The sequence below is a fragment of the Methanoculleus sp. UBA374 genome, assembly GCA_002508705.1.
Classification (GTDB): Archaea; Halobacteriota; Methanomicrobia; order Methanomicrobiales; family Methanoculleaceae; genus Methanoculleus; species Methanoculleus palmolei.
In genome coordinates this window covers 156,965-181,471 of record DAYL01000019.1, presented here as the reverse complement: position 1 = coordinate 181,471, position 24,507 = coordinate 156,965, and the positions used below count along the sequence as shown (strand labels likewise).

Annotated in this window: 26 protein-coding genes; 11 read left to right on the top strand and 15 right to left on the bottom strand. The window is 48.3% G+C overall.

The genetic code is table 11. The features are described from left to right. Window positions 1-8: 8 nt before the first annotated feature. The gene (locus BRA42_RS06615) at window positions 9-218 is read right to left on the bottom strand and encodes a hypothetical protein (protein ID WP_342686238.1); all 210 of its coding nucleotides are present in this window, start codon (window positions 216-218) and stop codon (window positions 9-11) included. A 457-nt stretch (window positions 219-675) separates the two neighbouring features. On the opposite strand from BRA42_RS06615, the gene BRA42_RS06610 reads away from it, so the two are divergent. Continuing rightward, window positions 676-894 carry a hypothetical protein gene (locus BRA42_RS06610; RefSeq protein ID WP_292410837.1) on the top strand — a complete coding sequence of 73 codons (219 nt, stop codon included), beginning with the start codon at window positions 676-678 and terminating at the stop codon, window positions 892-894. Between the two features lie 664 nt (window positions 895-1,558). Here BRA42_RS06610 and BRA42_RS06605 read toward each other — a convergent pair. The 3 genes from BRA42_RS06605 to BRA42_RS06595 all read right to left on the bottom strand — a co-directional run bounded on the left by BRA42_RS06605 (window position 1,559) and on the right by BRA42_RS06595 (window position 2,447). Beyond that, on the bottom strand, window positions 1,559-1,696 hold the full coding sequence (locus BRA42_RS06605) for a hypothetical protein (RefSeq protein WP_292410838.1): 138 nt from the start codon (window positions 1,694-1,696) through the stop codon (window positions 1,559-1,561). A gap of 117 nt (window positions 1,697-1,813) precedes the next feature. After that, complete coding sequence (locus tag BRA42_RS06600) at window positions 1,814-2,161, bottom strand: DUF86 domain-containing protein (protein WP_292410839.1); 348 nt, start codon at window positions 2,159-2,161, stop codon at window positions 1,814-1,816. Further along, window positions 2,145-2,447 (bottom strand): nucleotidyltransferase family protein, encoded by a 303-nt coding sequence (locus BRA42_RS06595; RefSeq protein WP_292410840.1) that lies wholly within the window; start codon window positions 2,445-2,447, stop codon window positions 2,145-2,147. The genes BRA42_RS06600 and BRA42_RS06595 overlap by 17 nt, the downstream gene beginning before the upstream one ends. Before the next feature lie 332 nt (window positions 2,448-2,779). Here BRA42_RS06595 and BRA42_RS06590 point away from each other — a divergent pair, with 332 nt between their 5' ends. The 7 genes from BRA42_RS06590 to BRA42_RS06560 all read left to right on the top strand — a co-directional run bounded on the left by BRA42_RS06590 (window position 2,780) and on the right by BRA42_RS06560 (window position 6,546). Further along, window positions 2,780-3,046 carry a hypothetical protein gene (locus BRA42_RS06590; protein ID WP_342686239.1) on the top strand — a complete coding sequence of 89 codons (267 nt, stop codon included), beginning with the start codon at window positions 2,780-2,782 and terminating at the stop codon, window positions 3,044-3,046. A 7-nt stretch (window positions 3,047-3,053) separates the two neighbouring features. Next, window positions 3,054-3,224 (top strand): NAD-dependent epimerase/dehydratase family protein, encoded by a 171-nt coding sequence (locus BRA42_RS06585; RefSeq protein WP_342771259.1) that lies wholly within the window; start codon window positions 3,054-3,056, stop codon window positions 3,222-3,224. Continuing rightward, window positions 3,221-3,613: a hypothetical protein gene (locus tag BRA42_RS06580; RefSeq protein ID WP_342771258.1), complete on the top strand. Its 393-nt coding sequence runs from the start codon at window positions 3,221-3,223 to the stop codon at window positions 3,611-3,613. The genes BRA42_RS06585 and BRA42_RS06580 overlap by 4 nt, the downstream gene beginning before the upstream one ends. Window positions 3,614-3,713: 100 nt before the next feature. Next, entirely contained in the window at window positions 3,714-3,845 is a 132-nt protein-coding gene (locus BRA42_RS06575; RefSeq protein ID WP_342686241.1) for a hypothetical protein, read from the top strand. Window positions 3,846-3,871: 26 nt separating this feature from the next. Beyond that, window positions 3,872-4,939 (top strand): polysaccharide deacetylase family protein, encoded by a 1,068-nt coding sequence (locus tag BRA42_RS06570; protein WP_342772107.1) that lies wholly within the window; start codon window positions 3,872-3,874, stop codon window positions 4,937-4,939. Beyond that, entirely contained in the window at window positions 4,936-5,958 is a 1,023-nt protein-coding gene (locus tag BRA42_RS06565; RefSeq protein ID WP_342771256.1) for a GNAT family N-acetyltransferase, read from the top strand. The genes BRA42_RS06570 and BRA42_RS06565 overlap by 4 nt, the downstream gene beginning before the upstream one ends. Window positions 5,959-6,030: 72 nt before the next feature. After that, window positions 6,031-6,546 carry a GNAT family N-acetyltransferase gene (locus BRA42_RS06560; RefSeq protein WP_342771255.1) on the top strand — a complete coding sequence of 172 codons (516 nt, stop codon included), beginning with the start codon at window positions 6,031-6,033 and terminating at the stop codon, window positions 6,544-6,546. A gap of 60 nt (window positions 6,547-6,606) precedes the next feature. Here the strand turns inward: BRA42_RS06560 and BRA42_RS06555 are convergent, their stop codons facing one another. Together BRA42_RS06555 and BRA42_RS06550 are read right to left on the bottom strand one after the other, a co-directional pair. Further along, window positions 6,607-8,313 carry an asparagine synthase-related protein gene (locus tag BRA42_RS06555; RefSeq protein WP_342771254.1) on the bottom strand — a complete coding sequence of 569 codons (1,707 nt, stop codon included), beginning with the start codon at window positions 8,311-8,313 and terminating at the stop codon, window positions 6,607-6,609. After that, entirely contained in the window at window positions 8,310-9,758 is a 1,449-nt protein-coding gene (locus BRA42_RS06550; RefSeq protein ID WP_342771253.1) for a lipopolysaccharide biosynthesis protein, read from the bottom strand. The genes BRA42_RS06555 and BRA42_RS06550 overlap by 4 nt, the downstream gene beginning before the upstream one ends. 247 nt (window positions 9,759-10,005) lie before the next feature. Here BRA42_RS06550 and BRA42_RS06545 point away from each other — a divergent pair, with 247 nt between their 5' ends. The 3 genes from BRA42_RS06545 (at window position 10,006) to BRA42_RS06535 (ending at window position 13,957) form a co-directional block, all read left to right on the top strand. Continuing rightward, entirely contained in the window at window positions 10,006-10,131 is a 126-nt protein-coding gene (locus BRA42_RS06545; RefSeq protein ID WP_342771252.1) for a hypothetical protein, read from the top strand. 1,989 nt (window positions 10,132-12,120) lie between these two features. Beyond that, window positions 12,121-13,089, top strand: a complete 969-nt coding sequence (locus tag BRA42_RS06540) for a hypothetical protein (RefSeq protein WP_342772106.1) — start codon at window positions 12,121-12,123, stop codon at window positions 13,087-13,089. A gap of 661 nt (window positions 13,090-13,750) precedes the next feature. Next, entirely contained in the window at window positions 13,751-13,957 is a 207-nt protein-coding gene (locus tag BRA42_RS06535; protein ID WP_342771250.1) for a transposase, read from the top strand. A gap of 253 nt (window positions 13,958-14,210) precedes the next feature. Here the strand turns inward: BRA42_RS06535 and BRA42_RS06530 are convergent, their stop codons facing one another. From BRA42_RS06530 to BRA42_RS06495, 9 genes are all read right to left on the bottom strand, one after another. Continuing rightward, entirely contained in the window at window positions 14,211-15,299 is a 1,089-nt protein-coding gene (locus tag BRA42_RS06530; RefSeq protein ID WP_342771249.1) for a glycosyltransferase, read from the bottom strand. 406 nt (window positions 15,300-15,705) lie between these two features. After that, window positions 15,706-15,861: an ATP-binding protein gene (locus BRA42_RS14520; RefSeq protein ID WP_394339226.1), complete on the bottom strand. Its 156-nt coding sequence runs from the start codon at window positions 15,859-15,861 to the stop codon at window positions 15,706-15,708. Window positions 15,862-15,874: 13 nt separating this feature from the next. Beyond that, window positions 15,875-16,012, bottom strand: a complete 138-nt coding sequence (locus BRA42_RS06525) for a hypothetical protein (RefSeq protein ID WP_342771248.1) — start codon at window positions 16,010-16,012, stop codon at window positions 15,875-15,877. 1,005 nt (window positions 16,013-17,017) lie between these two features. Continuing rightward, window positions 17,018-18,214 (bottom strand): glycosyltransferase family 4 protein, encoded by a 1,197-nt coding sequence (locus BRA42_RS06520; protein ID WP_342771247.1) that lies wholly within the window; start codon window positions 18,212-18,214, stop codon window positions 17,018-17,020. A gap of 75 nt (window positions 18,215-18,289) precedes the next feature. Beyond that, a complete protein-coding gene (locus BRA42_RS06515; RefSeq protein WP_342771246.1) occupies window positions 18,290-19,411 on the bottom strand; it encodes a glycosyltransferase in 1,122 nt (373 codons plus the stop codon). A gap of 199 nt (window positions 19,412-19,610) precedes the next feature. After that, window positions 19,611-20,897 (bottom strand): Coenzyme F420 hydrogenase/dehydrogenase, beta subunit C-terminal domain, encoded by a 1,287-nt coding sequence (locus tag BRA42_RS06510; protein WP_342771245.1) that lies wholly within the window; start codon window positions 20,895-20,897, stop codon window positions 19,611-19,613. Next, on the bottom strand, window positions 20,898-22,196 hold the full coding sequence (locus BRA42_RS06505; RefSeq protein ID WP_342771244.1) for a polysaccharide pyruvyl transferase family protein: 1,299 nt from the start codon (window positions 22,194-22,196) through the stop codon (window positions 20,898-20,900). Further along, window positions 22,186-23,556 carry a glycosyltransferase family 4 protein gene (locus BRA42_RS06500; RefSeq protein ID WP_342771243.1) on the bottom strand — a complete coding sequence of 457 codons (1,371 nt, stop codon included), beginning with the start codon at window positions 23,554-23,556 and terminating at the stop codon, window positions 22,186-22,188. The genes BRA42_RS06505 and BRA42_RS06500 overlap by 11 nt, the downstream gene beginning before the upstream one ends. Then, window positions 23,508-24,506 (bottom strand): NAD-dependent epimerase/dehydratase family protein, encoded by a 999-nt coding sequence (locus BRA42_RS06495; protein WP_292405497.1) that lies wholly within the window; start codon window positions 24,504-24,506, stop codon window positions 23,508-23,510. The genes BRA42_RS06500 and BRA42_RS06495 overlap by 49 nt, the downstream gene beginning before the upstream one ends. Window position 24,507: the final 1 nt, after the last annotated feature.

The window sequence follows — 24,507 nt, the reverse complement described above, 5'->3', positions numbered from 1 at the left end:
ATATCGGCTCATATACGGTTCCATTCATCCCGCAGGTTTCGAATTTCAGCCTTCAGATCGATGTTTAAGTCTCTGTATATTCCCCGATATTTTTCGGGATCCGGAACCCCAACCCGTTTGTCGGCAGGTTTTTCGGCATTCAGGCTGTCCCAGAGGTCGATTGGCACGATAACGCCAGTCTTTCTTCCTTCTGCATCACAGATGTATTGCACTCCCATGCCACACACTCCAGGATATGCAGATGTAGGTGCTCCAGGCAGATGATACTTTTCCCGCTCCGATCTCCTCCTCTTCGGGAACATCCACCACTGCCCGGTAAAACAAAACGTCCCCACAGGTAAGGGGGGCCGCCCCGGTTGCCAAGCTCCCGGCACGGGAAAAAAAGAGCGGGGGTAAGAGACTTCCTTTCACTCCGGTGCGGGGACGGCGTCGGCCCAGGTCGACCGCATCATGGATCGCGTCGTCCTCTCTGGACGAGGTCCGGATGGTCGTACAGGTGAAGATGGCGTTGGAGTCGCGATGTTCCGACAGGAGCGGGAGCACCGTCAGGAACGACGCTCCTCCTAGGAACGACTGTCCGCAGGACAGGAGTTTGAGAAGACATCAGGCTTCGAGGCGCGAACACAGTGAGCGTGAGCACCGTTAGGTGCGAGGAACAGAGTTGGAGCACCGGAGGTGCGAGTTGTGACTCCTTCCCGGGTGCGGACGGCATCTTCCACCAAGCGGCCATCCCGTCCGTGCCCCAGCCAGGAGTCGCTCTACACCCTCGCCCGCGCCATCAGCGACTTCATGCTGGCGCACATGCTGCACCTGACGAAGTTGGCGCTCCCCGGCCGGGCCTTCGTCAAACGGCTCCGACGACGCGTGGAACACGCCGACGAAACCGATCTATGAGGCGGCGCTCGCGGCGGGCATGATGCACGACCCCTGGGTGGACCCGGCGACGTCGCCGGACGTCCCGCCGGAGCTCTCGCGGGCGCGGACGCCACAAGGAGTACCGGGGGTTGGTGCCTGAAGAGGTGCGGCGGTTGTGCGGGTGCCAACACCCGGCGATCGTCGACGGGCGGAATGTTGTGGATCCGGATGTGTGGATCAACGCGGGGTTTGCGTACAGGGGGATCGGCTGGAACGATAAGAACCAGCACGCACTACAGGAATACTACCTCCTTTTTCAGTCTGACAGTTTAACGTGCGAGGCGGCATGGCAGGAGATCGCCGTTATCATCTTATGGAGGCTGAGATGGAAGCCGGTGTACGCAAACAGAGATCGTTTGTAGCGGATCTCCTTGCAGAATCAAGGGTGCCGTTGGTGAGTGAAGGTCTGAAAGGCCGACCTTCGCCCGGATAACTGAATCGACTTTGAGACCGCTTCTTGAAAAGCCTACGTGTGAAGTGGTTACCATAATCCCTGCCGGACCCGCTCCCACATGGATTTTTGACGAGATGAAGGCGAGGACCACATCGCGGTCACCCTCATGGAGGACAAGTGCCGGGCGCAGGTTTGTTGCGGTGAGATGGGGAGGAGGAAACGGTATCAGAACAATCTTTCCTTTCATCGCTATGCAGCCCCGGCATCCCTGATGGTATAGAGGTCGGGCTCCTCGGAGAGAAAAGCGGAGAGCGACCGCCCGGAGAGTTTCATCATCGCCATGCTCTCCCTCTCATTGAGGAGAAGATCGAGCTTTTCAGTGAGCACCCTGATGCTCTCCCTGACGTCTGCTTGCCGGTCATGAGTATCCTCAACAAGAAATTATGCAGATGATCAGGGATCTCGTCCCGGATCGTTCTCCGGATGAAGCGGGAAAAGTGATCCCTATCGGGTAGGTTCCTTATCGAGCATCTGCCTGACGGCAACCTGCAGTTCCGGGATTTTGTTCCGGACGACATCCCACACGATCTCGTTATGGACCCCGAAGTAGGCGTGAATCAGGATGTCCCGCATCCCCGCAATCTTTCTCCAGGGGATACTGGTATGCTCGCATTTGAGCGGCTCGGGGATGAGCTTCGTGGCCTCACCGATGACCATGAGGTTCCGGATCACTCCATCCTGTACAAGATGGTTCTCCATGAACGCTTCGTAGTCCATTCCCTGTGTATATTGCTCAATCCTCTTGATTGCCTCAAGGATATCACGGAGGTAGAGGTTATATTCCCGGGGCATACCGGACGCTCCGGAGGATGTGGGGTCTTAAAGCCGGCTTGATAGTATCGCGGTCGACGAGGTCGACCCTTCTCCTGAAGAGATCTTCGAGGAAGAACTTGAGATCCATATACGTGTCGAAAGAACGTCCCCCCTCCTCAAACTCGATGAGAATATCGATATCGCTCTCCTCGTGCTCTTCACCCCGGACGAAGGAACCAAAGACCCCGATCCGCCGGACGCCAAGGCTCCTGATCCGTTCCCGGTGTTCCGCCAGCGCTCCGATGATGCTCTCAGCCGTAAGCATGCCGCACCATATTTCTGTTACCCGCCGATCAGGATAACGCTTTTCCCTAGGTGGCCGGTCGCGGGGAGATGGTGACGCAACGCTTTACACTCATCTGGACAGGAGACTCCCTGCGGCAATCCACTGGATAGGCATGCTGCTCCCGGCGACAATCCTCGCCGGTGACCGGATGAGTAGCGGCAGGACAGACATTTTTCGCGCCCCGGATTCTTCAATATAACCCTTACGGTCAGCCTTTTTCTCTTCGACCTCCTATTGTCCTCCAGGAGGGTTACTAAGATGACCGAGGAGAAGACCACCCAGGAGCTCGGTCTTACGAGACGAACCGGGACGTGAAGTGGATCTGTAAGGCGCTGCAGAGAATGGAGGCGCAGGACGAGGAGTTTGAGGCCCGGATCCGGGCGCTGGAGGGCTGGCGCGCGGAGAAGGCCGGCGAGGAGAGGAGGTTATCGAGGGTGAGCGCCGGGGTCGGCGGGGTGGTGGCGGTGCTGGTGAGGGGGCCGGGCGGGGGGAGGAGCAGGCGTCCTCCCCGGCCGGTACCCCGGGTAGACGGATATCCTGGTTCAATTCAGAAGACCCTAAACCGCCCCCCAGCATAGATTCTTCATGCGCTACATCGTCACCGGCGGGGCCGGCTTCATCGGCTCGAACCTTGCAGACACGCTGACACAGCACCACGACGTCGTCATCATCGACAACCTCGCCACCGGGCGACGGGAGAACATCGAGCACCTCCTCGACCACCTCCTCGACCACCTCCTCGACCACCCTGGGTGACATTCCTCGAGGGGAGCATCACCGATCTCGACCTCCTGATGGAGACACGACTGGCCGAAGGGCAGGAGCGGGAGCACCGGCAGGAACGACGTTCCATGGGAACGGAGTTCGAGCACCGGAGGTGCGAGTTGCGACTCCTTCCCGGGTGCGGACGGCATCTTCCACCAGGCAGCCATCCCGCCCGTGCCCCGGCCGGCCGGGAGTCCCTCTACACCCGCGCCGTCAACGACTTCATGCCCGGGCACATGCTCCACCTGACGGAGTCGGCGCAGGCGGGGAAAACCCTCGCGGGCGCGCGGATCGCGTTCCCCGGCCGGGACCTTCAACAACGACTCCGACGACGCGCGGAACACTCCGGAGGAGCCGTTCTACGAAATGACGCAATTTAAAGGCGCGCAGGTCGCGGTACACGGACCCAGATGGACCCAGATCTTACGTCGCCGGATGCACCGCCCGGGCTCTTGCGGGACCTCGAGGATGTGCTCCCGGGTGTGGACGCGGGGGGTCTTTGCCGGGCATAAGGAGTACCGGGGGCTGGTGTCCGCAGAGGTGAAGTGGTTGTGCGGGTGCGAGCGGCCGGCGGTCGTCGACGGGCGGAACGTGGTGGACCAGGATGTGTAGAGCGGGGCAGGGTGATAAGAATAGACATGAACTTAAACCGACGACACAAACAGTTCTATAATACAGTCATGCAGATGTACGACATTCTCCAGCGAGATCCAGAGATCTGGCACCTCTTCACCTGCGCAGAGGAGTACGACGAGACATTCAGGGACGGCTACGACCGGTTCCCTCACTATATGAGCGGCTACCGCGAGCCTTTTGAGCCCCGAGCCTCGCAGTACCTCGCAGAGCAGGGCTACCGCCCCGAGTACCCCGACGGCCAGCCGTTCGCCGTCTGCCTCACTCATGACATCGATACGGTCTACCGCTCCACTCTCTCTAAGGGGTATGCGACCCTCTCCTCCATGAAGAACGGAGACTTTGCAAAGGCCCTCGCAAACGCGAGGCAGATCCGGTCGAAGAAACTCCCCCTCTGCAACTTTCGTGAGATCATGGCCCTCGAAGAGCAGTACGGCGCCAGGTCGAGTTTCTACTTCCTTTCCCTCGCCCCGGGGGATCAGGACTATGCCTACGATGTCAGGGAGCTCGAGGGCGAGATAGGGAGGATCGCCGACGCCGGGTGGGAGGTCGGGCTCCACGGGGGCCACCGGGCTTACTGCGACCCGGAAGCCCTCACGACCGAGAAGCAACGACTGGAAGCGGTCCTTGGCCGGCCGGTCGTCGGCTACCGGAACCACTACCTCAGATTCCGGGTTCCGGAGACCTGGGAGCACCTCAGCCGCGCCGGGTTCCGCTACGACACCACCTTTGGATACGCTGACTGCGCCGGGTTCAGGAACGGGATGTGCCATCCCTTCAAGCCCTATGACCGCCGGGCCGGTCGCGAGATCGACATCCTGGAGATCCCTCTCGCGATCATGGATGGCACGCTCGATCGCTACATGCGGCTCGACGCCGGGAAGGCCTGGGAGGTCGCCCGCCGGCTCATCGACGCAACCGAGCGCTGCCACGGGGTCATTACCATCCTCTGGCATAACACCTACATGGAGGGGGAGCGGGTGAAGTTGTATGAGAAGGTGCTTGGATACTGCAGGGAAAAGGGGGCGTGGATGACGAGCGGGGAAGAAATTGCCAATAGATTGATACAATGACAACAAATGACTTCGAAGCGAGAATCCTTGAGCCACATGAGTACAACTTGTGGGATGATTTTGCCATCCGGTCACCTCAAGGAACCATCTTTCACAATAGTGACTACTTGCAGGTGGTTGCAGATGCTTCATCAAGTAAACTCAATATCTATGGCTGTTTTAAAAATGACGAGTTTGTAGGGGGATGCTCACTGTTTGTGAAAAGATCGAGATGGGGCGCCTCCCATGCAGTATCAAGGGGCCCCCTCACTCCGTTTGGAGGGGTTCTCCTCCCCAATTCTGACAGTACAAAATTACGCCAGAGCGAGTTGGTTCAAAGCGGTATTCTCAACACGCTCTGTGACTGTATCGAGAAAGAGCGTTATTTTTCAATAACTATAGTCAACTCACCCGATCTATCGGATATTCGTCCCTTTTTGTGGCGTGATTGGGAGGGGCATGTGGCGTATGCATATTACGTCAATTTAGAAGGTAATTTTTCTGAGAGATTTTCAAAGAGCGTCCGAAGAGAAGTAAGAAAGGCAGGCGATGCGGGCTTGTATATTGAGAGACTTGATGATGCTGCGGTGCATCATAAATTACTCACTCAAGTGTTTGACCGTCAAGACCTGAATGCTCCTATTGAAGGGAATTTTTTGGTGAGCATGCTTGACCTCATTAAGAGAAAGAGATGTGGCGGCATGTGGGTTGCGCGAGATGAGTCTGCTAATTTCTTAGCATCCCGCATCTGGATCTGGGATAACAAGCGAGCGTATGCTTGGAGTGCAGCTTCAGATCCTACATTTCGAGACAGTGGAGCAAACCAGTTCTTATTTGCGAATGTTCTGAAAGAAATGCAGAGGATGGGATTCCATCAAGTTAATATAATGCACGGCAATATGCAACGTCTAAGTTATCACGCTACAGGGTATAATCCAATTTTAGTGCCGTATTATTTTGTTACAAGAAGGAGGGTCATCTCCAGCATAGCACTTGGCATCAAAAGGGCCATGAAAAACCACAGATTAAGTGATAGATGAGACATTTAAGCGGGATATCCCATGATAAAAAAGACCATTTTTATTATACGAAATATATTATACAGCACAAACATGCCTGAATTTCAAAAGATTGAATATGAAAATTTTACTATTGAACCATGTAAAAGTGAATACCTAGAAGAAACATTCAGTTTATACAAAGATTTGCATAATGGTAAAGAACTCTCAAAATGGAAAAAATTGCTTCTTCATTTAACTGGGAGTAAATTTTGTTATATAATAAAATCAGAAAACAAAATCATTGGACTTGGATTATACTATTTCAATAAGAAAGATATTAAAGAAAAGACTATTCATGAGGGTTACATAGGATTAAAAAAGGAATATAGAGGCAAAGGGATCGGAACTATAACGAGACAAAATGCATTATATCATTTTTCTCAAATGAAAAGAATAACAGGAGTTTCTTCAAGAGTTAGTTTGGACAATGAAGCTTCTTACAGAGGGAATATTAAACTAGGATTTGAGGTTAAAGAAGAATATTTTGATACAGATTTAAGCAAAGAAAGGGTTTACTTGGTGTGTGATTTAAAAGGGTATAAGAGAACGAAGAAAAGACATGAATGAGGTCATCCCAATACTCTCGATCAAGGACCATACACGCCAAGTGAATCAACCCCATGAATGTCACATTCTCATGCATCTTTTCAAAAATTCAAGTGTTAGGCAGCCGTTACAGGATGGGACAAAATGCGATCTGTTACAATTTGTTAATATTAACTCTATCGATGGATACCGAATAAAAGGTTTCAAGTCTGTCCCTCTGATATGGGTGTTCATTCTCTGCAATAGCGGTCGCTCATAAATTGACGCCCACCCTAGATCTAATTTTGAATATGAGAGCAATGCATTGCTAATAGATCGTAAAATAAAAGGGTTAGTTTGAGATTTTTTACTGTTTAAATCTGTTGTACAATCAATTGTGAGTAGCGGGGTTAAAGAATCAACAAAGAGTTTATCCCTTGCGTAGCGTATATATAACCTTTGTCGAATTCGTTGTTCGAGGCCAATATTTGAGAAGAAATCGATCAATTCTGCATCTAAAAGTGGAACCCTCCATCTACATGTGAAGAACTCGTACACTCGTAAAGAATTTACAATGAATTTCGATTTTCGCTCCTTAAACTCAAAAAATTCCAGAGCATTTGTATATTCCTCTAAACTATTGATAGTAATTATCCCCACACTCGTTTGAATCTTCTCATAAAGAACAGAAGAAATTCTAGTTAGATTAGGCCAATGCCAGAGGTTATAATAGTATTTTGCAATATTCCCCTTGAATTCTTCAAAAGTATATTTATTTAGTTGACTACAGTCGTCATATACAGGGCTACCTGCTATAATCCCGCTATGCATCAAACTACCGGCAACCATCCCTTGGTGTCCTGGCACAAAAACCGCGTTCTCAGGTATCTTTCCCCCATCCATTAGTTCCTTAACGGCAAGAAAATCCTGGATATGAGGCAGTGATACCAGATTCCCACCATATTCGCGGTAACGCTGCATATAATCCGAATGATAACTGCCATACAATTTTTCCTTAGTGTACTCCACAAAGTACCACTTGTACCCCAGTGCCTCTGCCACCTGCCTGCTGATCTCAGTCTCCCTGCTGCCCTTCTTTCCGTAGGTAAAACAGATCACATCTTTCACGCCGAGCCGCTTCAGCATCGCAACGATAACACGAGAGTCCAACCCCCCGCTCAAGGGAACTACGATCTGGCAGCCTTTTGTAGATTCTACAAGCCGTTGGAAGACACGCACAAAGGTTTTGTCAAGCCGGTTCAACAGGTCCTCCTCAGGTTCCGAAAAGTAATTCTCGTGCCAGAAATGGTGATAGAAGTGGGTGGCGAGAGACCCCTCTGTTTTATCGTAGACGAGATATTCTCCTGCCTGGAGCTGCGATATCCCGTCAAAGAGGGTATCAGAGCCGGTAACATACCCGGTGACCAGAAACTCAGCACCGTTCTCTTCGTTGAAGGAGGGATTCAGGCGGTCTCGGAGGTGGTTTGCATCATCTGAAAAGAGAACCTCATCCCGGCTCACGGCGTAGAAAAGAGGAATACTCCTGACACGGTCAACCGTACAGAAGATGTATTGGGAGGTCTCTATTACAAAGGTAAAATTCCCGTTAAGGGCAAGGAGGAGGGATTTCAGGGCATCGTGGTCAAATCGGGAATCTCTGAGAACTGAAGAGAAGAGACGAAAGACATCGGCACTCTGGAGGAGTTCATTCTCATAAAAGAACGTTCCTTTCAGCCAGTACGTAATGTTGCCAGCCTTAACTTCAGTCCACGGATAGTAGCGATTATGGAAAAACATTTCAATTTTCATAGTCTGACTCCCTGTAAGATCCCCCTAAATTCCTTCTTTAAGATAGGGTCTCTGAAAACAATGACTGCATAGTAGATGCAAGTCACGATCCCGGTGACAATGAGGAGTATGTACAACGGCGGTGATAAATATTTGACGATAACTAACGGAAACGCTACCGCAAGGGCGACCAGAGATAGCATAAGAAAGTCTCTCAGACCCATCCAATATGATATACCGGAGATCTTGAGAACGTATGCGTTCATTCCTCCCCAGAAGGCAACCCCAGTGAGCGAAAACAGCATGAGGGTGGTAACCGGATCACCAGAGACTCCTCCAACATAGAGGACAACAATGCGAGAGAGCAAGACCGTCAGGTTAAACACGAGCCCAACGGTTTGCTTTTCGAGCACGCTGAAGATTGTCGAGAGGGGAGATGCAATGAAGACAAGAAATATCCAAGGCGCAAGGATACGGGCGTATCCTCCCGCCGTGCTCCACTGTGCCCCGAGGACAAGACCGAAGAGTTCCTCGCCGATGATCATAAGGATCAGGATCGGGAATATCCCGATGGAGACAAGCCGCTGGTGGACTTCCTGCACAACGGTCTTCACACTCCCGGTTCGATTCTTTTCCTCACTCGCCTTCTGGAAGAAAACCTGCCCGGTCGCAGAGCCGATGAGGCTCATAGGCATGTTGACGACCATGTGCGCCATCCCGTAGAACCCGACAACAGCGGGGCTGAAAAATGAAGCAAGCATTAGGGGGGCGACCTGGAGAGAGACCGAATTCGCCACGGTTGACCAAGAAGTAAAGAGGGGAAATCGTTTGTACCTGACGGCCAAGCGCTTTATATTGCCAGGGCTGACATTTTTAAAGAGTGCAAGATCCTCCCTGATACCCCTGAGCATAACGAGAAGACCTGCCCCATACCCGGCGAGCAACCCAAAAACCAACCCCTGTGGTGATGCCGAGCCGATCCCGGCCCCGATCTGGACGGCCTTGCTTGAGACCGAGTTTGCCACCTGTGCGGTAGCGACCGCCCCAAACCGCACCCTCCGGGACAGCCAGTAGTTCAGCACCAGGTACAGGCCGTTTAAAAAGACCACCACGGGTAGGAATATGATATATTGAGATAGATCAGGCGTTTTGAGTACTTCCCCGACCCATCCGGATAAAAGAATGAAGACACCGCAGCTTATCGCGGAGACTACGCAAACAAGGATGATACAGAGGGTAGTGATATTGGCTGAATCTTCGTCCTTTTTTGGGAGCATGATAGCGAGCTGATAGGATAGGCAGGAAAGGACGGCAAGTACGCTCGATATGGCGAGAAAAAGTTGAAAAACACCGTAGTCTCCCGGAGAGTATAATCTGGAGATAATGGGGAGGAGGAGAACCCCCAGTATCTGGGCGATGACACTGCCGGAGGCAAGTTTGAGGATGTTGGTAGTGAAACGGGACATTGAATATGCTTATAATCACTCGGGGTGGTATATCTAATCTGTTTCGGTATCAGTACTTCGCTAATTTTCAACCTAACATCCTCTTTGCCGAATCAGGAAAACACCGATACGTTTTCGGATGGTCAATCCGGAGGGAGAACATCGATTGCTCTCGATCTATGGGCGGTTTTCCGAGAAGGTGTGAGGGTGAGCGCCCTTCTCTACGAGCAGGTTCACCATAATCTGAACGTCCTGAAACTGACAAACGATGGAATCGCTCTTGGACAACGCCTTGGAACTCGCGGTGAAAGAGGAGTGGTCGGCGCTCGAGATTCTCGCATATCTCCTAGACCAGGAGGTGAAGAGCAAGGAAGAACGGGCCCTTGAGTTCTGATGAGATTGACCGGGTTCCCGATGGAGAAGCGGCTGGATGAGTTCGATGCGATGTCCTCGCAGTTGCGGTTCTGGATCGAATTCTCCATCACTGCACAACGGTCAAGGCAATAGTTATCGCCTCAAAGAGCGCCGACGGCAGGGGATTATCCCTCACATGTAGGATAGGCAGGATCAGAAACGAAGAGATTATGCAGAGGAAGTGAGCACTTTGAGTCGTCACTATTTTATCCCGCCATTGACACCTGACAGGAATGCTTTCCCTGGTTTGAGGACGTGATGCACGAAATGGGGCAAGGATCGCAGTGCTCTTCTGCTCCAGGTTTGTTGAGGTGGTAGCGAACGGACGTTTCACAAGGTACCTGCTCCAAGAATCCGGTGATCGAGTGAACCTACTGATTCATCACAGCCATCCCGAAAAGAACCGCAAACAGGTCGGTTTGCGTGAGGGGGCCGGGGATTGGGATATTCAGGTACTGATTCAGTGCCGCGATGACAGGAGCGCAACATTTTTCAGGTTGAGAACACTCTCCTTTCTGCTAGGTGATCTTCCGCCTTTGGGTGAAAGGCATGGGATCACCTGCAATTTATATAAATCTTTCGCTTTTGTGCCGATTTTTCATTATAACACATAGGGTTTGTGTTTTAAAATTAGCGAACTACTGGGTTTCGTGCGATCGCTAATAGAGTAGTATAAATCCTAGATGATCGATAATTTTAAGTGAGTTATGTCTAAAGATGCCAGCGCTCAGTTTTATGGGAACCTGTCTTGCAGCACTTGTAATGGAAGATGGTTCCATTCAAAGGTTACAGCCCACAGTAGAGCCAAGATAATGCTCTCGAAAACTATAATTCGCACAGTTCGGTCTCTTCAAATCTCCTTTCCGAACGTGGCATCCGACCCATGAACCAGAGAGGAGGTTAGAATTAGGTAGGATTTAACCCATTCTCTTTAGTTTGAGAGCATGTTCAAAGGAGATTTTTTCAATCTGTGAGAGTTATGGAATTAGATAAGAGAAATTGGAATATCCACATATTAAATTGTATTCGCCAATCTATTCCATATCTCCCATACTTAATGTTATTGCTCTTAATTATGGGTATATTTATGGCTTTACATTTTAATAGTCCCGATTTAGCACTAAAAGGTGCTTTTTTGATAGCTCCTGCATTCCTAGCATCATACTTCCTTCAATTCATGTATAAAAAAGATCTTACTTTTAACGACTTTATTAACCTCTTTTCGTGCAATAGAAGGCGTCTTTTAACATTGTTTATGTGTCTATTCTCCATTAGTCTCGTAATACTAGCCGGAGGTTTCGGAAGATCGTGTATTTATCTGGTTCTGATAACCCTGCTTTACATCATTATTTTTCTCCAAATAATTTCAAATAAAATCTCTAAAGCCACAGTATTGTCTGAAATTATGCTTACACAGGCAGAATTTATCTGGAGTAGCACTCAGAAATACTATTTCTATTTTGGGGGGACGGATATCATGCCACACCGATTTATGGCAACGGTAACATATTTATCGGGCCATGTTATCCCTCCAGAGATTGGAGGTTATGCAGAATTCCCTCTTTATCACATTCTCCTTACAGAATGCTCACATGTACTTGGTCTGGACATCGAGACCGTCATATTCTCCGTTACCTGGCCTATATCAGTTATTAGCGTTATTTTTGTGTATTACATCTTTTTACGTACGATTAGAAATGAGCAGATTGCTCTCTTAACCTGCTTGCTCTATTCAATGAGCTCTATAGGTCTGACACATAGCATTTACATGATCCCCCGAGCGCTGGCGTTTGTAGGCTTCCTTATGCTCCTTTATTTTATGACATCTCCTAACGGGTTAAAAGATCTCACTCACAAGTCCTTTAACAACCATTATGCAAACTGTATTCTTGTAACGCTAATAGTGCTCTTTACCATACTCGTCCATCAAGTATCTATAATCCTAATAGTTGCACTGCTTTGCCTTTTGATGGTCTATGAATGGTTTGTAGGCCATGAAAGATATCTGAAGAGTTTGACTTTTGTATTCATAATCGTGATGTCTGTTGCTTATTGGGTATATGTGGCATTTTCATTTGCTCGATCTACATTTGGTTCCCGATTGGACACGGATCTCTGGGAGGATCCTGTAGTGTTACGTACAACCGATCTTCTTCCGACCGACCCCATGGCTACATGGTCTTATTATATCAATTCTATTGGAATAGAGGTGTTTCTATTCTTTGCGGTAATAGCAATAGGTTTTATCTTGTGGAGAAAGGAGTCCAATTATCTCACCGTTTTAGCGCTATTTACATTAACCACCTTGGTATTATATGTGCCCAACCCTCTTCATATGATCTGGCAGTTTAATGATTTACTTGCTGTTAATAGATTTAACTTGCTTCTGGGACCATTTATGGCTTTGATAATGGGGGCTGGTATATATATCTTATCTCAATACCTCCGTAAGGCAAAGATTCCTGTAAATGCTATTTGCATATTACTTGTTTTGGTGATATTCATATATGGTTCGTCCATGACAGGGCTGTTGAAAATTGACACTTCAATTAACCGTGAATATTTCAATTCTGATGAAATTAGGGGGCTTGACTTCGGTTATAATTATATACCCTATGGCTCTACTATCCGTACAGATTACTCTAGTCAGAGATATTTAGATGCAGGTTATTTCAGCGAGAGTGACGCTTTGGATCTCCCTTACTTTTCCACAGGTATAATTGCTGATCTGAACAATATATCCTCTTATAGTGGTTATATCGTAATACCCTACAAAGAGTTTGTACAGCGTGGTTTGTCTTTAGGGGTGGGAAGTAAGTTTGTTCCACGGAGCGTCTACCCATGTTATCCAACCGAAGAAAATGTGATCGCTATGACTGAGGGACTGGAACCGAGAGATAAACTGTATTCCAATCGGGCTATTATGGTCTATTTATAATCTACGCACATTTCAAAAGCACTTTGTGAAGAGTGTTGAACCTGAACTGACAAAGACCGTGAATAAAGGGTAAAGTAAATCAGTGTCTATAGGGGTTCGCTTCAGTGGCAGCACCTGATGCCAACGGCTAACACCAATGGGTAACGTTTCTAGGGCCGAAGGTCAACCCCGGTGGCACTCTCTCCGGTCAGGACGAAAAGAATCCTACTGATCATGGTACGACGGTCCGTTCGAGGTCTCCCGATATAGGGTTTCTGAGGGGAGATGAAGTTCAATAATTACCCTGAGAGCAGCGTCGATTTCTCGGAAAGCCATACTGTCCACTTTTATTCAATACCTAAAATAATTATGGGGCGTCCTCAAAGGAAAACAGAAATTTAATGAGATAACAGGTGTGCAGGCTGAATGTGCTTCCAGATCTCCCCTATGACACCGAGGCAGAGTATCATTTATTGTTATTTATCCACATCGTCGATATCACCGTAGCACAGGGAGCACTGGTGACGCTCCGATGGCAGGATTGAAGAAGGGATCTAGAGGGGGCGGTTGAAACAGAGAGGACCCCAAAGTCATGATGATGTCATTGTCGAATATTTTTCACCACCGTTGTATCACTGATACCAAAGATATTCCCACGAAAAAGGGGGACCCGTTAGGTTTGATGGCTATAAGAAAAACAAAGGGGAGTAAACTCAGGATTCTGGTTGATCAGACCGGTCTCCCTCTTGTCTGCACTATTTTCCCCGCAAATATGCACGATTCTCAGATGTATAAGCCAACCCTCGAAGCATTCACGATTCCCAAGGTCACCGAGAGGCAAACCATCATCTCGGCAGATGCAGCCTACGATGCTCGGGAGATTCGATAGTACAACTGGAACCGGGGAATCAAGAGCAATATTCCAGTAAATAGAAGAGCGAGGAAACATCCGAAGTAAGGTAGGCCATTCTGGTTTGACCGGAAACACTACAAGAAGCGCAAAACCGTTCAACGGTTCTCCAGCTGGTTCGAGGCATTCAAGAAGATCATTCCCCGATACAAGCGGTATGAATACTCGTTCCGGGGAGTAATCTATCTACATGTACGATGATGATCTGGAGGGTTATGGGAGGACCTCTTTTCTACCCGAAGTTCATACTATTTTCTCCGCTTTCCCCAACCAGCGCTTCCAAGAAACCCTTGAGCTGCTTCATCTTCACCGACCAGTCAAGGTGCTCCTCCGCGTAGCGGCGCATCTTCTGCGGGTGGTCAGGATCGGCGCAGACTTCCTTCGCGAATGCTAAGATCTGCTCGATATCGATGGGACTCTCGTCGGCGGCGAGATGGAGAATATACGGGAAGTCTGCGGGGAAGTCAGGATCAGCACATGCAATGATATAGGGAATTCCTCGGGCACAGTACTCACGACCCTTCAATTCAGATGTCTGCGTCAATCCCTTCCTATGAATCCCAAGGCTCCCCACCGCGATGTGGCATTGATCAAAGAGGGCGTCGAGGGCTTTACCAGTCGTGAAGCCGTGGAAGACTACCCCGTCGGTGATGCTGAGTTCCTCGGTCAGTTGCTGGAGATGGGGTAGTTCTGCTCCGTTCCCGGCGATGTGGAGTATGACTTTCGGTGTTCCGCTATAGGTGGCGAGGCCTCGGAGAAATCGATCGAGCCCGTGCCAGCGGCTGACGTTGGCGACGCAGAGGAGGTGGAGGTCATCGCCGGTGTAGTCCGGAGCCTGTCTTACACGGACTGATTGGACTGCGAAACCATTGCCTATCGTAAGATGGGGTTTTTCAGGATCTCCGGCGCGGGCAATCTCATACTGGGTGATCTCATCGGTGACACCAATGAGAGCGTCGGATTGTTTTTTTAACAATTTTCCGAAAAGGCGTTCTGACCAATATTCGAGAGTAATATCATTTAGTCTGTATTCGTCCAGTTCTTTTGTCTGATGCTCGGTCACAATCTTACAAGATCTGAGACGCTTGGAATATTGATGTGGATAATATAAAAGGAATGAACTAGAAGATCTATAATATAATATATCCCCAGAACCCAGTGAATCTATTGTTTCACCAAGTATCTTGCTGATCTTGTGGGCACGCTTGATCCGTCCAAAAACATCTCCCATCGGAACCTTATCTATCCTGTACGTTGTTAGAAAATCATAGGCTGAATAGCGAACATCCCCAACACAGACCAGTATCAGTTCAATATCCACCCCAAATCGGCTCAACTCCGACACCTGGCTAAATATTTTCTTACTTACGCCATTGCTGGAATTTTGATCACCAAACATAAAATATTTTATCTTCAATATACCCACCAAATATTCACTTTGTAGTTAATCGAATATGAATAAATAAATTCTTATTTAAGTTGCCAACGTGGGTCTGCCATTCCCAGTTATGTCAAATATCATTCGACATCCCCCTCTAAAATCTATCGTCAACTTTTGGTCAAACATTTGGAAACCTCAGTTCTGCTCGTTCTTCGTGATTCGTCCACAATTTATGTGGTTTTTGATCTTTCATCTGATAACTTGCCCTCCCGGATTTTTACCATCACACAGTGATGGGGGATCAAATCAAAGGGTGCCGTCACGATGACCTGATCTGGAAAGATCTTTAATTGGCGAACGTCTTATCCGAAGTGAAGATAGTCAGTCTCCCTTCATACCGCCGTGAAGCCAACTGGAAGAACCAATATGTGTCTGTGGCATCGAACGACAAATACTCGATCTCGTCGCTGATCTGGAGATCTAGCCTATGCAGTTTCTTCAAGTACCTATCCAGCCTACCCGGGATGATACGCTTCCTTGAGGGGCTCGATCAGGGCTGAGACATTGATGAACGGCACTGAAATTCTCTGTTCAATGGCAGCGACTCCCAGGCCAGGAAGTCCGAGAAACACCACATTTTCAGCGCTTTCCACACACCTTCGTGTTGCAAGATCCCGGATCACGCTTTAGTTAACCGAAAGTTGAAAAACGAAATCAAACCCTTCGATACGTTTCGGGAGAGGGAAAACGGCATGATTCATCCGCATTCGGACCGTCGCAGAGACTGTGGCTGTTCCATTCCAGCTCGACCAAGTATCCTACTGTCTCAAGAGGGATCAGGCTCTCCCTCATCGCCCGTTCGAGCGTGAGTTCGAGAAGAGCATCCATCGTCTCAGTTTCAGCTTCGTCAGGTGCTGGTGCACCCGTCCAAGAAAATGCATCGTCATGCATTTCCCCTCCCAGAGAGCATCGGTTTGTTCTTTTGGGAACGCTGATGTTTTCCGTAAAGCAAAGGGTGGGAGCAGAACGCGGTACCACCAGCAGAGACCTAGATCGCAGCATCTCAGACAATAACATCGACAGAGTTCCCGGTATACCGCTAGGGAATGGAATAGAGATTCTGTACAACGAAAGGTAACAATTTCAGGAGACTTTGCAGGAGTAGATCCTCTGGAAGAGTTATGGGAGGATAGGAAGAGAGCAGATGAAGGTTTTTCCGGAAAGCCGATCATATAATCTTTCTGTTGGTGGCATCCAGTCGTTCTCGTACATGAAACTTCAGATCGTCAATCGACTCGAATTCCCGGCCATACAGGAATTTGTCTTTGACGTAACGGATTGACCGTTCAACTTCACTCTTAGTCTTTGCTCGGTAGACTCTGCAGAGCCGTGTCGTGAATCTGAAATGGCTCCTGAGGTCAACAAACGCAGGGCGAAAGTCTGAGACGGTCGAAGGTATTTCCGCTTCAAACGATGTTGCGGGGGTTGTCGTAGAGGATAATGTTGGGTAACTTGAAATACTCGATGGTTCTCAGGTGAGAGGCGAGGAACGTCGGGGGTCTTGGGCCGGCGTGAACTTGATCTCAGCAGGGTGAATAAAAATATCAGGATGGCCTTCTGGAAGCGTTGTCTCTGGACTACACCGAGACTGAACATGCCTACTCAATGTCCTGCAGGATTCTCTTCCAGTCTTCCACCGTCTTTTCAAACGTAAAATGCTCCTCCACAAACCGCCTCCCATTCCCTGCGATCTGCTCCAGATCTGGAGAACACAACGCCCGGATCACATTCTTAGCAATGCACTCTGGAGAGTTATTCTCTATAATAAATCCGGTCTTTCCGTCTATTATAATATCCGGTATTGCCCCGACCGGTGTCGCGAGCACCGGGGTCCCACAGGCCATGGCCTCAAGCATGACGTTCGGGAGCCCCTCCGAGTAGGAGGGGAGTACAAGGAGACGCAGCTGGTTCAGATATCTGGGGAGATCATCGTGGGGTATCCAGCCTGGGAGATCGACGCGGGCGGAGGCTCCCTCTTCTTTCAGGGAGGTCTCGATCGTCTCTTTTAACTGCCCGTCCCCGCCGATGAGCACACGGAGATCCTTCCGGTCACTAAGAATGGCAGGGAGGGCCTGAACGAAATGCTGGACGCCTTTCTCCCCGCTCAGCCGCCCAATGTAACCGATTCGGGAAGGGCGATCGGACAGCGGAGTCGTAATACAGAATGAATTGAAATCGAGGGAATGCTCGTGGGCGATGCGGATTTTATGGGCATAATTTTGTAGCCCCCATTTCTCGAGGAGGCTTGGTGAGTATACAACAATACAGTTAGCGTACTTGAAATTAATGGACTCCGAGAATCTCAATATTTTCGAAAAAATATTTGCATTTGCCAATGCAGAATTTGATATCGACGCTGCTAATACAAACACAATCTTCTTTTTTAACAACTTCCCGATAAGTGCAGGCAATATATATACGTGTGAATCTAAGAAGTAGAGTAAAACATCTACATTATCCTTTAACTTTATTATTTTATTGGAAATATGTACCTGTAAGAGAAAATTACCAGTTATTTTTTGGATAATATTTGATTTTGGGGTATATGGAATCCTATAGATAAAAATATTCGAGTTTGTTTCTCTAGATGGACTGATATCTACCTTACCCGTAATGACAAAAACGAAATCAGATATATAAGATATAACGTTTACTAAATTTGAAAGAGGAACCACACCAGCCGCACCAATAGGAGGAGTGATTATACCAATATTTAGGGATCGGTTCCTCATCAAGTTCAATTTGTCAAAGTTGGTATCGATGCTTTTCAGGGGCTGATATGAATCCCTATTCATTCAATCACACAACCAGTTCTATGTGCTTATACTTGAGTTAAAAGTCAGAAATCAAATATATCCCTTGAGATTACATCAATCAACGCCCTCAGTTAGACTCCTATATAGACCCAATAACTTTTTTTCCATAATATCCCAACTATATCGCTCTTCATAGGCTCTCCTACCATTTTTCCCAAAACGTCTGCATAAAGCGGGATTATCCCTCATCAAAATTATTTTCTCTTTCAGTTCATTTAAATTATGAACATCTACCACCAAGCCGCAATCCTCTTCAAGCACCTTAGTTGCAGTAGACGTTCCTTTGTTTACTAAAATTGGCCTACCGCACATCATCGATTCCCAGAGCTTTGATCCACAGATGTACTTATTAGTGTTCAGATCAGAACTCCTCAAAACAACTAAGCAATCAGCGTTCAAACTCATTTTTAATGCCTCAGAATATGCAATTCGCCCAATGTACTCAATTTTATCATCAGATTTTTTCTCCCATTCTTTTATATCATCAACAAGATCTCCATATCCAGCAATAATAAGTTTGACACCATCGATATCTTTTATAACATCGCACAATATATCAAGATTTAACTGACGAATCTTATACAAAACGCCAATATATAACATTATAAAGGCGTTATTAGCCTTATCATTAGTTATCTCTGATTTTCCAAAATCATAAGCAGAATCATAGATAATATTTACATTTTTATTTGGAATCCCTCTAAACTGTTTGATTTGGCACTCATCGACGAGAATTATCGCATCAGAATATTTCATGAACATCTTATCAAGAAACATAATGGCATTTCGGATTGTTCCTGGCCATTTTAGTGCATCGTACGTTGTATCCAATATTTCATAAATTACAGGGATTTTTCTTATTCTCCCGACAATTATTGCAGGCAAAATCGAATTATAATTAAAAATATGGAAAATATCTGTCTGTATATGTAAAAGCGAATGAAACTCATATATCCACCAAATAGGCCAATAGAGCAAAGAGGAGAAATTGTTTCTGCCCTTTAATTTTAAATTATGAATCTTCATTTTGTAGGATGTTTCAGGGTCATCCCTATCACACATGCAGATTACGTTAACATTATATTTTGCTCTTATTATAGAGTCTAACTCCTTAATCAGACGGGGATCGGTTCTGGGGTCACTAGGTTTGATAAGAGAAATGTTAAGTTCTTTCATGTTGTAGCCTCACTATTGTTTGGTTGTTTCTCGAATACTTCTGTCTCTCACACATAATTAATGCTCAATGCTAACCATCTCACCATAGGCGAATGCAGGATTTAACTGTGAAGGTATCAAACCTATATCACGATGGCCATAAGGCCTATAAAGACTCTGTAACATCGTTTTTTCACGGTTAATGGTTATTGCAATATTTTCACTGCTCGCTCCCTCGCCGCTTTAGTTCAGATAATCGCGAACCAAGATCAACTATTTTTTCGCCTAATGGTCGCAAATATACATTTGAAGAGCAAACTGAACTAAGCAGGGGGACAAAACCCCGGATATAATTGTGAAGGCGGGGAGCCATGAGATCAGCATTATAGTCAGGAACACTCTTACCAATCATCTTCCTGAGCGCCATACGTATCTGAACATCAGCCTTCTTCTCTCCCATCGAAACAGACTCTTTCACCTTTTCTGCAGAGAGAGGGGCGACATTCAGGTGCTCATCATGTACAGCCCGTAGAATAAGTTCCTGGGCATCATCTGTCCGAACAATAACAATGGACTGCCCTATCTTTTCCTTTCCTACCACTTCCGGGATCCAGGGGTCACCTACAGAGATATCAGCCAGTTCAGCTGTTAAATCGCAGCAGTAGAGGCAACGATTCATCGCGTTGAACCACACTACGTGAGGGAATATTGCCTTATGATAGGGTATAGATGACTCCTTACCATTCCTCAGTTGTACAGACATGGTCCCCGGCCAGCCATCACCCCGATAACGGATGCTCTTGAGATCGTCTTTTTGTACATCCATCGATTTAAGCAAATAATCTGTCTGCCAGAAAGTATCGGTGTGCGAACAGAATAACCCGATGTGAAGAACCACACGTGCACTGAGTTTCTTATAGATCTGCTCGGCTTTCCTGATACCCTGGATATGGCACGGCAACCCTACAACTGCGAACTTTTCGCCTTCCTGAGCACTAAGCAGTTCCTTGATCATGATATTTGCAGGCACCGGACAGTACTTCGACGTGGAGGCTTCAACAATCTCATCCCTGGTTTTTGCGATGAAGGGTTCAGGTTCCCAAGGTCGGTCCCGGTTCATCCGGGTTACAAGCGCCCCATCTATTATCCCCGCTTCGAGGGCATAGACCAGCAGTCCGGTGATCACCCCTCCGGATGATGCTTTGTACCTGACCCCGGACTCTGCCGCGTGCCCCATATAGCACTTTAGATAAGAGCCCAATATGACATCTTCAGCCTCTTTTCCGAAGATATCCATATTAAGGCCTTTAAAATCGACATAATGTCCAGGACAGATATCATAACAGATACCGCACCCATTGCATGCACCTGAATGTATCTCTGGCTCATACACCCGGGAATGCTTATCTGGTTTCACGGAGATCGCCTGTTGCGGGCACACTCCTGCACACGTCCCGCAATTACAGCAGAGGTGGTCGTCCAGAACTTTCTGAATGGTTTGCCCCATTTAATCACCAGCGGCATTATCATTCGCCAAAACGAGATCCCGGATCAGGTAGCCATTAACCAGAGCCTGCTTCTTCGTGGAGGCGCAATTCTTCAGAAGGTTCGCCCGTATAGATTCTTTGTCATGCAGTATTTTCTCTGATTTCAGTCTCAATTCGTTGAAAAACGCACCATACTCAAAGGTCTGGTTTATATCCAGGAGATATTCCTCCTGCTCCATCATTTTTCCAATAATCCCATGGAATTTATTGTAACTGTAAGAGACCAGACCAATGCTCGGGACCCCCAGAGAGGTCGAGGCAACAAGTGCGTGAAACCTGGAGCAGATAAAGAGATCACAAAGTCCGATAACTGATTTTACCTCTGTAGCTGAAGCGCTAAAAGGGACTATCCGAGCTTTTTCAGGATTTTCCAACGTCCGATATATTTTATCAATTAAATCAATATCCTGAAAAGTGTTCGCGATATAAAAGACCGTAGCACCAATATCTTCAATGAGAAAGTCGCTAACCTCAGAGATAAGTCGAACATACCCCTCCTCGGGCAACATCGAGTTCATCATGGCGGCCGGACAGATCCCGACAACAGTAGCGCTATCTGCGACAACGTCGAACACCTCCGAAATCTTGGTAGAATCAACGTCGTTGTCGCTCTCCATGAGAAATGCCAGATCCGCGGTAACCTCGATCTTTGGTTTTTTAACCTCGATGGATTCCAGGTAATCTCTACTGAACTCTTCCCTCAGGGAGATGAGGCTAACATTATTCAGTATGCGCCGGGCTAAAAACCTCAATACAGGATTTTTATAGGGACCTATGGTTGCCGAGCAGATGACAACCTCTCTATCGCTCAAAGAAGCATTCCATATGCTTAACAGGGCAAATAGTTGTCCAAATACATTCACCGGATCGAACTTCTTGTCATTAAACCTATCAGGCTCTATCAAATTCAAGTCGATTATGACATCAAAGTCACTAAATGGAGTTGTCTTCCCCGTCCCCATTCTGCCATAAGCCTGTTTTAACGCACATGTCGAAAAAGATGCTATATACGCCACCGTGGTGGCTATCAACGAGCCCTTTTCATTGTACCAGGGATGTCTTTTTATCTCAACATCCGGATGGTATTTCTTTAAAGTCTCAATGCGCTTCTTATCTGCTACATCGTAGTAGCGGTGATACACCGTCACTTCATGGCGGGGCAGAGTGGCATTCAGAGCCTTCAGCAGACCTACCAATCTCCCATAGCTTCCCTTGTTTTCCAGGGCATTTGTATCTAATATCGCCACTTTAAGTGCCATGTGAATCTAAGCCCCCAAGCGCATCCTCGCTCCTCGAAGAACTCAGCCTCCCCGCAAGGAGTCCGTCCCCGGAAAGACCGTGAAATATCTCTTCATACAGGGCGATGTTCTCCTCCAGGCTCATGTTTTTCTCCAGGTACCGCCTGCCGTTGCTCCCCATCGCCTCACGGAGAGAAGCGTCCTCCTTGAGGCGGAGGACCGCAGACCGTATGCTCGCGACGTCCCCGGGTTTGACCACGATACCGCACCCTGCTTTCCGTATGACATCGGCGGTCTCGCTCTCCGTCGCGACCATGGCGATGATCGGCTGGCTGCAGGCCATGAGATTGATCGTCTTCCCGGGCAGGCAGGGAGCCTTCATCCTCTCGTCGAGCGAGATGAATGAGACGTCAGAAGAGTTAACCAGATTGAAGTACTCGGCACGGGGGAGAAGTGACAGCAGCCTGACGTTGTTGATCTCTTCCAGGTGTATCCTCGTCTTGAGGTGCCGCTTCTCCGCACCATCTCCAGCAATGCAGAAGATAGTATCGTCATGGTCCCGCAGGGCCTTTGCAGTGTCCAGGATGTTGTCGATGCCCTGGTACGGAGAGAGGATTCCCGCATAGGATATCAGGAACTTATCCTCGATACCTTCCCTTTCCTTGAAGTCCTTCCTATGAACGAGGCCGTTAAACTCGGAGAGGGAAACCGAGTTGAAGATATGAGTGACCTTCTTTGGATCGGCACCCCGCTGCTGCACATATTCGATGCCGCCATGTGAGAGGACAGTGATATGGTCGGCGTGCCTGTACGCCTCACCCTCAATGTGCTCCAAGACCTTGATCATGACGGGGTTTTTCAGTACCCCGACCTCAGTAAGTTCTTGGGGATGGAAATCCTGGAAATTAAGGACAGAAGGGGTTCCATCGTACCGCTTGATCTTCTTTGCAAGGTAGTATAGAGGCAGTGGCGGTATATACATCAAACAGACATCATATTTTTTACCGACCTCACGGTACTTCTTGAAGTAGTAATAGGGCAGATAAAAGTGCTCAAGTCCCCTGACAAAGATGTTATCGCGATTTGCCGGGTGCTTACACCGGTAGATCGTGACGCCCTCTACCTCCTCCTCAAGAGGGAATTCTTTCCCCTGATCCTCCTTGTTCAGATTAAACTCTCGAGGATATGAGGTTATGACATCAACGATATGCCCTCGCTCTGCAAAAGCCTTGGCGAGATCGAAATAGATGTGGGCAGCGCTCCCGATCTCCGGTATAAAGTAAGCAACAACCAGCAGTATTCTCATAGATGCACCAAATAAGAATGGGCAGGTTAGAACTCCGCACTTTTCTCGATATTCTCCCGGTTCTCCACAAACCACTGATAAGTCTGCTCAAGCCCCTCCCTGAACTCGGTCTGGGGGGTGTACCCGAGGAGATCGCTCGCCTTGTCGATACAGGAGAGAAGCCGGTTCTTCTTATCCCAGTCCCGCCGTTCCTTAAAGGCAATGCCCGCCTTGTTCCCCGTTAACTCGTTGATCCAGTTCGCGAGGTCGATGATCCGGATCTCCCTGCCGGCGCCGAGGTTGATCGCCTCGCCAACCGCGTTCTCATGGGTGGCCATCTTTACGAGGCCGTTGACCAGATCCCCAACATAGGTGAAATCCCGGGACTCCTCCCCGGTGCCTGTGATCGGCAGGGGAAGACCGTTCATCGACCAATAGAAGAAGTTCGGGATGACGTTCCGGTACTTGCCGGGGACCTCTCCAGGTCCGTAGGAGTTAAAGAACCGGGCATTGACAATAGGTAACCCGTAGAGGTTGTAGAAGTAGTTGGTGTAGAGCTCACCGATCATCTTGGTGACCTGGTAGGGAGTGTAGAGCTTGATGGAGATATCATGCTCTTCAAACGGCATCTTGGAGTCCAGGCCGTAGATGCCGCAACCGGACGAGGCGTAGATGAACCGCTCGACATCCACGAGATGTGCATACTGCAGGACCTTGAGGATCCCCATACCATTCACCATCAGATCTTTCTCGGGGTTGTCGACCGAGTTCTGGTTGGCAAAGTGGGCGGCGAGATGGTAGACGATGTCGGGCTTCGACTTAAACGCCCACTTTAACTTCTCTTCATCCAGGATATCGCCGTGGATGAACTGGACGTTGTCCCCCCGGGTGATATTCCACTCGTACGAGGAGGAGAGATTGTCGAGGATGATGATCTTCTCTGCATCGAGATCAGAGAGCCTCCTGACCAGGTTCCCGCCGATTGCACCGGCGCCGCCGGTGACCAGCACAGTCTTTCCTTCAAAAAATGATTTTTCGTTCTCCATC

What these genes read in the sequence shown, in the direction of transcription:
- BRA42_RS06565 (WP_342771256.1), top strand. Translation starts at nt 4,936, where the DNA reads ATGACAACAAATGACTTCGAAGCGAGAATCCTTGAGCCACATGAGTAC.
- BRA42_RS06545 (WP_342771252.1), top strand. Translation starts at nt 10,006, where the DNA reads ATGGAATCGCTCTTGGACAACGCCTTGGAACTCGCGGTGAAAGAGGAG.
- BRA42_RS06595 (WP_292410840.1), bottom strand. Translation starts at nt 2,447, where the DNA reads ATGCTTACGGCTGAGAGCATCATCGGAGCGCTGGCGGAACACCGGGAA.
- BRA42_RS06510 (WP_342771245.1), bottom strand. Translation starts at nt 20,897, where the DNA reads ATGGGGCAAACCATTCAGAAAGTTCTGGACGACCACCTCTGCTGTAAT.
- BRA42_RS06535 (WP_342771250.1), top strand. Translation starts at nt 13,751, where the DNA reads ATGGCTATAAGAAAAACAAAGGGGAGTAAACTCAGGATTCTGGTTGAT.
- BRA42_RS06600 (WP_292410839.1), bottom strand. Translation starts at nt 2,161, where the DNA reads ATGCCCCGGGAATATAACCTCTACCTCCGTGATATCCTTGAGGCAATC.
- BRA42_RS06550 (WP_342771253.1), bottom strand. Translation starts at nt 9,758, where the DNA reads ATGTCCCGTTTCACTACCAACATCCTCAAACTTGCCTCCGGCAGTGTC.
- BRA42_RS06505 (WP_342771244.1), bottom strand. Translation starts at nt 22,196, where the DNA reads ATGGCACTTAAAGTGGCGATATTAGATACAAATGCCCTGGAAAACAAG.
- BRA42_RS06495 (WP_292405497.1), bottom strand. Translation starts at nt 24,506, where the DNA reads ATGGAGAACGAAAAATCATTTTTTGAAGGAAAGACTGTGCTGGTCACC.
- BRA42_RS06570 (WP_342772107.1), top strand. Translation starts at nt 3,872, where the DNA reads ATGAACTTAAACCGACGACACAAACAGTTCTATAATACAGTCATGCAG.
- BRA42_RS06585 (WP_342771259.1), top strand. Translation starts at nt 3,054, where the DNA reads ATGCGCTACATCGTCACCGGCGGGGCCGGCTTCATCGGCTCGAACCTT.
- BRA42_RS06615 (WP_342686238.1), bottom strand. Translation starts at nt 218, where the DNA reads ATGGGAGTGCAATACATCTGTGATGCAGAAGGAAGAAAGACTGGCGTT.
- BRA42_RS06520 (WP_342771247.1), bottom strand. Translation starts at nt 18,214, where the DNA reads ATGAATAGGGATTCATATCAGCCCCTGAAAAGCATCGATACCAACTTT.
- BRA42_RS06540 (WP_342772106.1), top strand. Translation starts at nt 12,121, where the DNA reads ATGGTCTATGAATGGTTTGTAGGCCATGAAAGATATCTGAAGAGTTTG.
- BRA42_RS06555 (WP_342771254.1), bottom strand. Translation starts at nt 8,313, where the DNA reads ATGAAAATTGAAATGTTTTTCCATAATCGCTACTATCCGTGGACTGAA.
- BRA42_RS06560 (WP_342771255.1), top strand. Translation starts at nt 6,031, where the DNA reads ATGCCTGAATTTCAAAAGATTGAATATGAAAATTTTACTATTGAACCA.
- BRA42_RS06515 (WP_342771246.1), bottom strand. Translation starts at nt 19,411, where the DNA reads ATGAAAGAACTTAACATTTCTCTTATCAAACCTAGTGACCCCAGAACC.